Below are 10,773 nucleotides of genomic sequence, written 5' to 3' on the forward strand. Positions count from 1 at the left end.
AAAGCAACCATCTCAGAACGCTACCCTATCGCCACCCTTGAGCGCCAGCATCTCGCGCGCCTCAGTGGGCGTGGCGACGTCCAGCGACAGCCCGTCGAGCACGCTGCGGATACGCCGCACCTGGTCGGCATTGGATTTTGCCAGCTGGCGGCCGTCGTAGAGGCTGTCCTCCAGCCCGACGCGAACATTGCCGCCCATCGCCGCCGCAATCGAGATCATCGGCATCTGGTGGCGTCCGGCAGCCAGCACCGAAAACTGGTAGCTGTCGCCGAACAGTTTGTCGGCGATGCGCTTCATATGCACCAGATTGTCGGGGTCGGCGCCGATGCCGCCCAGTATGCCGAACACGAACTGGATGAACATGGGTCCCGACACCAGCCCCCGGTCGCGAAAATGCGCCAGCGAATAGAGATGGCCGACATCGTAGCATTCGAATTCGAAACGTGTGCCGCAGCCCTTTCCAAGTCTTTCGAGCACGGTCTCCATGTCGGCAAAGGTGTTCTTGAAGATCGTGTCGCGGGTTGCCTCCAGCAGCTTGGGCTCCCACTCGTGCTGCCACTCTCTTGGCCGGTCGAGCATCGGGAACAGCGCGAAATTCATCGAGCCCATGTTGAGCGAGCACATTTCGGGCTCTGCCCTGAGCGGTGCGGCCAGACGCTGGTCGAGCGTCATCAGCGAGGAGCCGCCGGTGGTGATGTTGATCACCGCATCGGTCGCCTGCTTGATACGCGGCAGGAACTGCATGAACACATCGGGATCGGCCGTTGGCCGCCCGTCCTTCGGGTCGCGGGCGTGAAGATGCAGGATCGAGGCACCGGCTTCGGCGGCTGCGATTGCGTCTGCGGCGATCTGGTCCGGCGTCACCGGCAGATGCGGCGACATTGACGGCGTGTGCACCGACCCGGTGATGGCGCAGGTGATGATGACTTTTCGCGGCGCCATTTTTCAGCCTTCGACCGGCAGGTCGAGCTCGCCGGCCAGCACCTGCAGGGAGTCGCCAATGATGGCGATGATCTCGCCGATCTGTTCCCTGGTGACGATCATCGGCGGCGCCACCATGAAATTGTCGCCGTCGACGCCGCCCTTGACCTTTCGGCCATAGATGATCAGGCCGCGCTCATAGGCGAGATCGAGCAGGCGCTGGGTGGCCTTCTTCGCCGGCGCGATCGGCCTCAGCGTATCGGGGTCGGCGACCATCTCGGCACCTAGGAGCAGGCCCTTGCCACGCACATCGGCGATGAACGGAAAGCGCTTGGCCAACCCCTTCAACTCGCCCATCAAAAGGTCGCCCATGTCAGCCGCATTGGCGATCAGGCCGAGACGATCCATCTCGCCAAGCACAGCGAGCCCGGCGGCGCAGGCGAGCGGATTGCCGGCATAGGTATGGCCATGCTGGAAGCCGCCTGATGCGAGCACCGGCTGCACCAGCCGCATCGGTGCCGCCAGCGCGCCGAGCGGCGCGTAGCCAGAGCCCAGCCCCTTCGACAGCGCGACAATGTCGGGCTTGCAATTCCAGTGGTCACCGCCGAGGAATTTTCCAGTGCGGCCCGCACCGCTCATCACTTCGTCATGGATGAGCAGGATGCCGTAGCGGTCGCAGATTTCGCGGATGCGCGGATAATAGCTGTCCGGCGCCACCAGCGCCGCGGTGGCAGCGCCGCCGACCGGCTCCATGATGAAGGCGAGGACGCTTTCCGGTCCCTCGGCCAGGATTTTCTCCTCCAGCATGTCTGCGTAGCGGATGCCGCGCTGTTCCAGCGAGAGATTGTCACGATCGCGCCATGCGGCCGGTGCCGGCACGGTTGGCATGACCTGCATCATCGGGGCGAAAGTTTCGGCCAGCGCATCGTCGCCGGTGACGGACAGCGAACCAAGCGTGCCGCCATGATAGGAGGGAAAGCGCGTGATCACTTTCCAGCGCTTGGGCTGGCCGGTGGCGACAGCCCATTGCCGGGCAAGCTTGATACAAGATTCCGTCGCTTCCGAGCCGCCCGAGACGAAAAAGATGCGGTCCATCCCTTCGGGGAGTTTGGTCGCCAATAGCCGCGCGAACTCCTCGGCCGGCTCGTTTTCGAAATGCAGCCGGTAGGCGAAGGTGGCGCGGTCCATCTGCCGCTTCATCGCGTCGAGCACGTTGCGGTTGGAATGACCGATATTGGCGACCATCGGTCCGCTCGATCCGTCGATGAAACGGCGGCCGTCCTGCGTCCAGATGTAAATGCCTTCGGCGCGATCAACCAGCGGCCGGCGCAGGTTGGACAAATAGAACAGATACGACGGCGGGCGCGTTTCGGTGCCCGGGGCAGGGCTCTGGGATTTCAGCATGTCAGGACTTTCCAAGATAGCGGTCGAGAACATTTTTGGTGACGCGCTCGACCATCGCGTCCTGCCTTAGCAGGCCGGCGACCCATTCGCAGCTTCCGGCGTGGAATACCTCGCCCTTGCCGCGCGGGAAATTGACGATCATGCCGTTGCTGTGTTTGACCTTGTCGAGATTGGCGTCACTCGCGTCGCCGAACAGCGTCTCGGCGGAAAAGCGGCCGTCGGCATCGCCGAGAAACTGGTCCTCGAACGCAATGTCGGTGCTCTCCTCGACCTGGCTGGCCATGCCGACGGCGAGAATTTGCAGCCCATCGGGTGCGCCGCTGTCGGGCGTGGGGTAGGGCAGGCCGCCGCGGATTTCGTGATCGAGCCCGTCGACCTCATAGCCATAGACATGGCTGTCGGCGCCGAGCAGGTCGCCATAGTAGATGCCTGTGCCGGCGAACGCCCAGTGCTCCGGCCGGTAGATCGGAAAGCCGCGCACGCCGCGCGGCGCGCAACCGCCCCAGCCGGCATAGAGGCCCCTCGTCGCATTGAGCCCGAAGGTCGCGGCACCCGGCCGGCCAATCTCAGGTGCTTCCCAGGAATTGGTGGCGCGGGTCACGTCGCCGCTCCGATAGGCCGGATCCTCGGCGCGGGCGCGGTATTTGTAGCAGACCTGCCGGCGGCCCTCGTCCTCCAGCCGCGTCTGCCACATGAAATTGCCGGCGAAGCGCGCCGCATGGCCGCCGCGCTCGACGTAGGCGTCGACCGCGTCGCGCATCTCCCAGGTCCAGTATTCGTCATGTCCGACGAAGACGACGCAGTCATAGCCGTCGAGGATTTCGGGCGAGAAATGCAGTTCGTGCTGGCTGGCAAGGTCGGCGGCATAGCCGGCGCGCTCGGCAAATCGAAAGAAGTGGCTGTCATAGCTTGCCCAGCCGGACGAGGCATATTTCTTCGAATGGCCGGTGGCGAAGGCCCATTCCATATGCGGATAGCGCGGCACGGTTTTGGGCGGCACGGCGACCTCGAGCGGCACACGTGGCGCCTCCTTCGGCAGAACGACAAAGCCGCGGCACCATGGCCGCTGCGTCGACACCATTGAGGCATACTGGTCGCGGTTCGGACCGGTGATGCCTTCGTAATGATTGGAGCCGCCCCACGTGTTGTAGGCAAGCCAGGTGCCGGTGGCTGCAACCTGCAGCACACGACCGCGTTTCTTGCCGGGCTGCGGGCCGACGATGAAAAGATGGTGGCAGCGGATCGGCTTGCCGTCGCGGCCGTCCGCCGTCAGCGTGACGCGGTAGGCTCCGGACGGCCAGTCGTCGCCGACGCGGAATTCAAACGACGCATCCCAGCCGCAGCCCACGACCGAACATTGGTCGGGTGTATCCTGCCAGCGCGCCGCGATCCCAGCCTTGTCGAACATTTTAGTTTCGGTGCCGCCGTCGCGGACGATCGACATGCTGCAGCTGGACGCCGTCGAGCTGACATGCAGCACCACCATCTCGCTCCGGCGGTATGAAAAACGATCACTGTAGCACCAGATCTCGCCGTGTTCGCCATCCATCCCCGGCCACTCGTAATAGTGGCCGCGCACGGCTTGCCGGCGCTGGTGGGGCGTCAGTCCGAAATCGGGGAATTCGGTAGGAAGCTTGGTCATGAACGCCTGTGAAGGGTCGAACGCGTCATTTCGACCATCTGGCGGCCAACCGTCAATTGGAAACGATCGGGCCAGCGATAGCTCACAGCCGGCCTTGGCCTTGCCTGCCAAACAGATTATCTCACAAAGGGCGGCCTTTTCCGCCACAGGAGCCGACATGCTGAGAGTGCAAAAGGTCAGGGTGGACGACATCTACGTGCCGACCGCGCGCAAGAAGACACTGCATCCCGAAACCGTCCGGCATCTGGCCGAGGACATTCTGGAAAACGGCATGAAGACCCCGATCCAGGTGCGCCATGACGGCAAGCGCCATATCCTGGTCGAAGGCCTGCACCGGCTGGAAGCGGCGAAGTGGCTCGGCGAGACCGACATCGACGCCTATCTGGTGCAAGCCAAGCGCCACTAAGCTCTCATTCGGCGTTCGCCGGAGTCGGCCTGGCGAAGTTTTTCGCGAGACCCGTGTCGGGCTGCGCGTTGCCCGCTCGTCCTTGAGACGGAAACCGGCATTCAAGCCAACTCTTTTGCAAGCAGTGAGGAGACCATCATGACCACCAAGCTCGATATCGCCCCCAGCTCGGACCGTGAACTGGTTCTTGCCCGCATCATCGATGCGCCGCGCGAGAACGTTTACCGCTGCTGGACCGAGCCGAAGCTCGTGACGCAATGGTTCGCGCCAAAGCCGTGGACGACGCCGCGCGCCGAAATGGATGTGCGCACCGGCGGCTCCAGCCTAGTTGTCATGGCGGGTCCCGACGGCAATGAATTCCCGAATCCCGGCATCTTCCTCGAAGTCGTGCCGGGCAAGAAGATCGTTCTCACCGACGCCTATACGAAGGCGTGGGAGCCGTCCGAAAAACCGTTCATGACGGTCGTGCTGACCTTCGAGGATGAGGGCGAGGGCAAGACCCGCTACATCGCCCGGGTTGCGCATTGGTCCGTCACTGACCGCGAAGAGCACGAGAAGATGGGCTTTCACGAGGGTTGGGGCCAGTGCGCCGACCAGCTCGAAGAACTGGCCAAACGGCTTTGATATCAGCGGACGCAAGGAGACCGACATGTCCAGATCGATGTTTTTCGCCATTTTCGCCTCGGCCGCAGCGCTCTTCGCCGCGCCGGCCCCCACCATGGCCGAGGAGGCAAAGCCCGCCATGACCGCTGAAACGAGAGCAATGCCGCACCCGGCGAAATCCGGCCTGCTGCCGATCAACGGCCTGAACTACTATTACGCCGTCTACGGCAAGGGTGAGCCGCTGCTTCTGCTGCATGGTGGTCTCGGCACGACCGATATGTTCGCGCCGATCCTGCCGAAGCTTGCCGAAAACCGCGCCGTCATCGGCGTCGACCTGCATGGCCACGGCCGCACCGCGCTCGGCGACCGGCCATTGAGCTTGGAAGCGATGGGCGACGACATGGCGGCGATCGTCAAGGCGCTCGGCTATGAGCAGGTCGATGTCATGGGTTATTCGCTGGGCGGCGGCGTCGCCTTCCGCATGGCCGTCCAGCATCCCGAGGCAGTGCGCCGGCTGGTCCTGGTCTCGACCGGCTATGCCGCCGACGGTTTCTATCCCGAGATGCGCGGCCAGCAGGCGCAGGTTGGCGCGGCGATGGCCGACATGATGAAGGAGACGCCGATGTACAAATCCTACGTGGCGGTCGCGCCGCATCCGCAGGATTTCCCGAAGCTGCTCGATCAGCTCGGCGCCTATATGCGCAAGGACTACGATTATTCCACCGACGTCCCGAAGCTGAAGATGCCCGTCATGCTGGCTTTCGGCGACAGCGACATGTACCGGCCAGAGCACGAGATCAAGTTCTATCAGATGCTCGGCGGCGGACTGAAGGACGCCGGCTGGATGCGCGAGAACCTGTCACAGAACCGCCTGGCCATCCTGCCGAACCGCACCCACTACGACGTGTTCTTCGCGCCGGAACTGGTGGCCGCCGCGCTGCCCTTCCTCAATGGCGAGACCAAGGTCAAGACCTGGGACGAGATCGTCAGCGAAACGAACTGATCGCCTGACAATCGCTTGCCTGCTGTCTCCCGCGAGATGGCCGGCGACGCTCGTTGCGCGTTACGCCTGACCAGAACAGCAGAGCGGCTGCTGAAACCGCACCACGAGTCTCGTCGGTCGCATCACGCCAAGAGATGGCGCCATCAAAGCTTTTCAATTGACGCTGCTATGCCGGCAGCTACCTTGCCGTCAATCCTAGGAAAGAGGGGCTCAGGCAATGGCGAAATATCAAGGCGGCTGCCTGTGCGGGGCCGTGCGCTACCGCACTGATGCGGCGCCGATCAACGAGCGCGTCTGCCATTGCCGGCTTTGCCAGAAGGCGCTGGGCGCGGCCTTCAACGCCCGCGTGCTGTTCCGCATCGACGACGTGACGACAGAAGGACCGGTGGCATTGGTGAATTCCTCGCCCGATCTCAAGCGCGGCTTTTGCCCGGGCTGCGGCACGACGCTGTTTTCCCGCCGCGATTCCGCCGGCATCATCGGCGTCACGTCAGGCTCGCTCGACGATCCCTCGATATTCAAGCCGCAGATGCATATGTGGACCGCCTCGAAGCAGCCCTGGGTGCAGCTCGACGACGGCCTGCCGCAATATGAAGGCGCCCCGCCGCCCGCTTAACCTTCTCCCCTTGTGGGAGAAGGTGGATTGGCGCGCAGCGCCAAGACGGTTGAGGGGTGCTGGCCGGAGCGCTGTCGGTGCCAAGCTGGAACACCCCTCATCCGACCTCGCTTCGCGAGGCCACCTTCTCCCACAAGGGGAGAAGGCAAGGGTGCGTGCCCAATTTTTTTCATCCGGGACACGAGATAGCCGGCAAAGCGTCATTGGCGAGCCATCATTGCCACCTATCTATTGGTTGCGGGTCGGCGGTCGAGGAGGCGACGGATGAACGACAGAATCAACACCCTGGATGAGCTTTTGAGCGATCCGATGATCAAGCTCGTGATGGAACGCGATCGCGTGCAGCCAGCGGCGCTTCGCACGCTGCTTGAAGAAAAGGTTCGTCGGGCGGAGGATGATGCGCCGGTCAACCCCGATCGCCTTGTGCCGCCGGCTCACATGGTGGCCGAGACCTGCCACAAGCTATGGCTGTGCAGCTAGGCAACAGTGCCTGACAGGGTCAGCGGTCTTTCGCGCTGTCCCGCGGACGCTTCGATGAAGAAGCCCCTAACAATTTGATTCAAACTTTGTTGGTAATTTCTCGTTAGTAATCTGGACTGGTTTGTCCGGCGGCGCTGTCTTGCCATCGGTCTGTTGTGTTTTGCGTACAGGTCCAGATGCGGTTATCAGGCGTCGTTATCTTCTCGATCGCAGCGCTGTGCCTTGCCGGCTGCACGTCGACGTCCAGCGTCGACGCGCTGCAAGTGCCGTCCAGCGAGACGACCAGCTCGGTTGTGAGGCCGCCCGCGCCGGTCGCGTCGGTCGGTGCCGCCGATGCCGCACCCGCCTTCGCTCAGGAAGAGGCGATGGACCAAGCCGTGGCGATGGCTCCTCCAGAGCCTGTGGAAAGCATTGAACCACCCGCCGAGCCAATTGCCCTGGTGGCGCCGAAGCGGCTGGCGCGGTCAGCACCGATCCTCGCCGAGCCGGTCCAGCGCTATCGTTTTCGTGACGCCAAGCCGATCAATTTCGGCAGGGCCTCGCCCAGGCACCTCGCCGTTCACGGCGTCGACGTTTCACGCTGGCAGGGCAACGTGAACTGGGACAAGCTGCGCGCGCAGGGCGCGAACTTCGCCTACATCAAGGCGACCGACGGCGGCGATCATCTCGACCCGATGTTCAGGAAGAACTGGCGCAATGCCGACGCTGCCGGCCTCAAGCGCGGCGCCTATCACTTCTTCTATTGGTGCCGCACGGCAGGCGAGCAGGCCGACTGGTTCATCCGCAACGTGCCGAGGGTCGAGGGCGCCTTGCCGCCGGTGATCGATGTCGAGTGGAACGGCGAATCCAGCTGCAAGCGGCGGCCGTCGCGGCAAAAGGTGCTGGAGAAGATGCAGGTGTTCATGGACAAGCTGGAACGCCACTACGGCCAGCGGCCCATCATCTACACCGCACCCGATTTCTACCGCGACAATCTGCGTGGCGCTTTCCCCGACTATCCGTTCTGGCTGCGCGCGGTCGCACAGCACCCGTCAAAGGTCTATCCCGGCCGCAAATGGGTGTTCTGGCAGTATTCCGGCTCCGGCCTGTCGCACGGCGTGAGGGGCCGCATCGACCTCAACGTCTTCCACGGTGACGAGAGAGCCTGGCGGAACTGGGTTGGCGGGCGGCAGATGGTGGCCGAGGCGGAGTAGGCAGTCGCAGAGACCGCATTTGCAGGCCAGCCCGACGTGAGTATCGACGGACCCTGACCGCCTGTCGCGGAATTGTCATGGATCCGTCATCGCATTGAAATGTCGCTCCTCCAAAGCAGGTGGCTTCCATCCGAACAGGAGACGCCACCCGTGCCCCGCCATTCCGCGCTTTTCGTCCTGACGGCAGCGCTTGCTGCCTCCGTTTCGCTGCCGGCCCATGCCGACATGATGTTCAACCGGGTCGCGAGCTTCGCAGTCGCCGGAAACCTCCCGGCGGACGTCGAGAAGGCCACGCCGACTTCGTCCGAGATCATCGCGGCCTCCGAAGACGGCATGACGCTGGTCTATTCCGACAGCCCGCTCGGTGCGGTCGGCTTCATCGACATCACTGACCCCAAGGCGCCCAAGGCCGGCGGCATCGTCAAGATCGACGGCGAGCCGACCTCGGTCGTTGTCCTCGGCGGCAAGGTGCTGGCCGGCATCAACACGTCGGCGAGCAAAGCCAAGCCTTCGGGCAATCTCACCGTCATCGACCTCGCCTCCAAGGCGATCGAAAGCACCTGCGACCTCGGCGGCCAGCCGGACTCGCTGGCGCTGAACAAGGACGGCAAGTTCCTGGCCATCGCCATCGAGAACGAGCGCGACGAAGAGCTGAACGACGGAGAAATTCCGCAGATGCCGGCCGGCGACCTCAAGATTTTCACGCTTGCCGAAGGCCAGCCTGATTGCGCGACGATGAAGACCGTGAACCTGGCGGGCATTGCCGAAGTCGCGGCGGAAGATCCGGAGCCGGAATTCGTCGCTTTCAACGAGGCCGGCGAGATAGCGGTCACGCTCCAGGAAAACAACCACATCGCCATCGTCAACGCCGAAACCGGCGCGATCGTCACGCACTTCTCCGCAGGCTCCGTCACGCTGGACAAGGTCGACACCAAGAAGAACGGCGCCTTGTCCTTCGATGGCAAAATGGAAAGCGTCGCGCGCGAACCCGACGCCGTGAAATGGCTCGACAATGACCGTTTCGTCCTCGCCAACGAAGGCGACTACAAGGGCGGCTCGCGCGGTTTCACAATCTTCAGCAAGATGGGCGAGGTTCTCTACGAATCCGGTCCATCCTTCGAGTACCAGGTCGCCAATGCCGGTCATTACCCCGACGACCGCAACAAGAAGGGCATCGAGCCGGAAGGTCTCGAGACCGGCGCCTTCGGCGAAGACAGGCTGATCTTCGTCGCTTCGGAGCGCGGCTCCGTTGTCGGTGTCTACAAGGACACCGGTGCGGAGCCTCAGTTTGTCCAGATCCTGCCCTCCGGCATCGCTCCGGAAGGCCTTGTCGCGATCCTGTCGCGCAATCTCCTGGTCACCGCCAACGAGGCCGACCTGGTCGAGGACGGGCTCGCCCGCTCGCATGTCATGGTCTACGAGCGCTCCGAGGGTCCCGCCACTTACCCGATGATCACGGCAAAGCTCACAGCAGACGGCACGCCGCTCGGCTGGGGTGCGCTTTCGGCGCTCGCGGCCGGCGAGACTGCCGGCAAGCTCTTCGCTGCGTCGGACTCGTTCTACGCCAACGCGCCCTCGATCTTCGAGATCGACGCCACGCAGACGCCGGCGCTGATCGCCGGCAAGACCATCGTCACGCGTGGCGGCCATCCTGCACAGAAGCTCGACATCGAAGGTCTTGTCGCCGACGGTGACGGCGGCTTCTGGCTGGCCAATGAAGGCGATCCGGCAAAGCTCGTCCCGCACGCCATCCTGCGCGTCGACGACAAGGGCGAGATCAAGCAGGAGATCGGCTTCTCGATGGAACTGCTCGCCCACCAGACCCGCTTCGGTCTCGAAGGCATCACCACCATCGGCGAAGGCGATGACCTGACGCTGGTGATGGCAGTGCAGCGCGAATGGGCCGACGATCCGAAGGGCCAGGTCAAGCTTCTGGCCTACAAGCCGAAGGCCAAGGAATGGTCGGCGGTGCGCTATCCGCTCGAAGCGACCGAAGCTGGCTGGATGGGCCTGTCGGAGATCGCCGCGCATGACGGCAAGCTCTACATCCTCGAACGCGACAACCAGATCGGCGACCTGGCCAAGGTGAAGCGCGTCTATTCGGTGGCGCTCGACGCTTTCAAGCCGGCCAAGCTCGGTGGCGAACTGCCGTTGATAGAAAAGACGCTGGTGCGCGACATCATCGGCGACCTGAAATCAGCCACCAACGGCTATGTCGTCGACAAGGTCGAAGGTTTCACCATCGACAAGAACGGCGACATCTTCGTCGCCACCGACAATGACGGCGTCGATGATTCCTCCGGCGAAACGCTGTTTTTACGCTTGGGCAATATCAGCGCCGTGAACTGAGGGGCAGCTCTTTCCTTCTCCCCCTGTGAGACCTTTGCACAGAAGCCGAACGGTGATTCTGTGGTGAAGGTTGGAGCAGGGAGATTCGGGATGGCGGATCGTGTTTTGGGTCAGTTGAGTCTGGCGGACGGTCTGGCGGCGTCGGATGAGACGATT

Annotated in this window: 10 protein-coding genes; 7 read left to right on the forward strand and 3 right to left on the reverse strand. The window is 63.3% G+C overall.

The window, feature by feature from the left end; all coding sequences use genetic code 11:
- Positions 1–12: 12 nt before the first annotated feature.
- From EN885_RS31315 to EN885_RS31325, 3 genes are read right to left on the reverse strand one after another with little or no spacing between them, the layout of a single operon-like run.
- Positions 13–942: a 3-keto-5-aminohexanoate cleavage protein gene (locus EN885_RS31315; RefSeq protein ID WP_128242060.1), complete on the reverse strand. Its 930-nt coding sequence runs from the start codon at positions 940–942 to the stop codon at positions 13–15.
- Positions 943–945: 3 nt separating this feature from the next.
- The gene (locus tag EN885_RS31320; protein ID WP_128242059.1) at positions 946–2,325 is read right to left on the reverse strand and encodes an aspartate aminotransferase family protein; all 1,380 of its coding nucleotides are present in this window, start codon (positions 2,323–2,325) and stop codon (positions 946–948) included.
- A gap of 1 nt (position 2,326) precedes the next feature.
- Positions 2,327–3,967 carry a N,N-dimethylformamidase beta subunit family domain-containing protein gene (locus EN885_RS31325; protein ID WP_128242058.1) on the reverse strand — a complete coding sequence of 547 codons (1,641 nt, stop codon included), beginning with the start codon at positions 3,965–3,967 and terminating at the stop codon, positions 2,327–2,329.
- A 157-nt stretch (positions 3,968–4,124) separates the two neighbouring features.
- Here EN885_RS31325 and EN885_RS31330 point away from each other — a divergent pair, with 157 nt between their 5' ends.
- The 7 genes from EN885_RS31330 (at position 4,125) to EN885_RS31360 (ending at position 10,617) form a co-directional block, all read left to right on the forward strand.
- Positions 4,125–4,373: a ParB N-terminal domain-containing protein gene (locus tag EN885_RS31330; RefSeq protein WP_095489540.1), complete on the forward strand. Its 249-nt coding sequence runs from the start codon at positions 4,125–4,127 to the stop codon at positions 4,371–4,373.
- A gap of 138 nt (positions 4,374–4,511) precedes the next feature.
- The gene (locus EN885_RS31335; protein WP_126106788.1) at positions 4,512–4,997 is read left to right on the forward strand and encodes an SRPBCC family protein; all 486 of its coding nucleotides are present in this window, start codon (positions 4,512–4,514) and stop codon (positions 4,995–4,997) included.
- A 25-nt stretch (positions 4,998–5,022) separates the two neighbouring features.
- On the forward strand, positions 5,023–5,979 hold the full coding sequence (locus EN885_RS31340; RefSeq protein ID WP_128242057.1) for an alpha/beta hydrolase: 957 nt from the start codon (positions 5,023–5,025) through the stop codon (positions 5,977–5,979).
- A 217-nt stretch (positions 5,980–6,196) separates the two neighbouring features.
- Entirely contained in the window at positions 6,197–6,595 is a 399-nt protein-coding gene (locus EN885_RS31345; protein WP_126106786.1) for a GFA family protein, read from the forward strand.
- Between the two features lie 264 nt (positions 6,596–6,859).
- Positions 6,860–7,075, forward strand: coding sequence for a hypothetical protein (locus EN885_RS31350; protein WP_128242056.1), 216 nt, complete (start codon positions 6,860–6,862; stop codon positions 7,073–7,075).
- A 176-nt stretch (positions 7,076–7,251) separates the two neighbouring features.
- Positions 7,252–8,268, forward strand: coding sequence for a GH25 family lysozyme (locus EN885_RS31355; protein ID WP_128242055.1), 1,017 nt, complete (start codon positions 7,252–7,254; stop codon positions 8,266–8,268).
- Positions 8,269–8,418: 150 nt separating this feature from the next.
- Entirely contained in the window at positions 8,419–10,617 is a 2,199-nt protein-coding gene (locus EN885_RS31360) for an esterase-like activity of phytase family protein (RefSeq protein ID WP_128242054.1), read from the forward strand.
- The last annotated feature ends 156 nt before the right edge of the window (positions 10,618–10,773 follow it).

The sequence above is a fragment of the Mesorhizobium sp. M6A.T.Cr.TU.014.01.1.1 genome (assembly GCF_004022765.1).
Lineage (GTDB): Bacteria > Pseudomonadota > Alphaproteobacteria > Rhizobiales > Rhizobiaceae > Mesorhizobium > Mesorhizobium mediterraneum.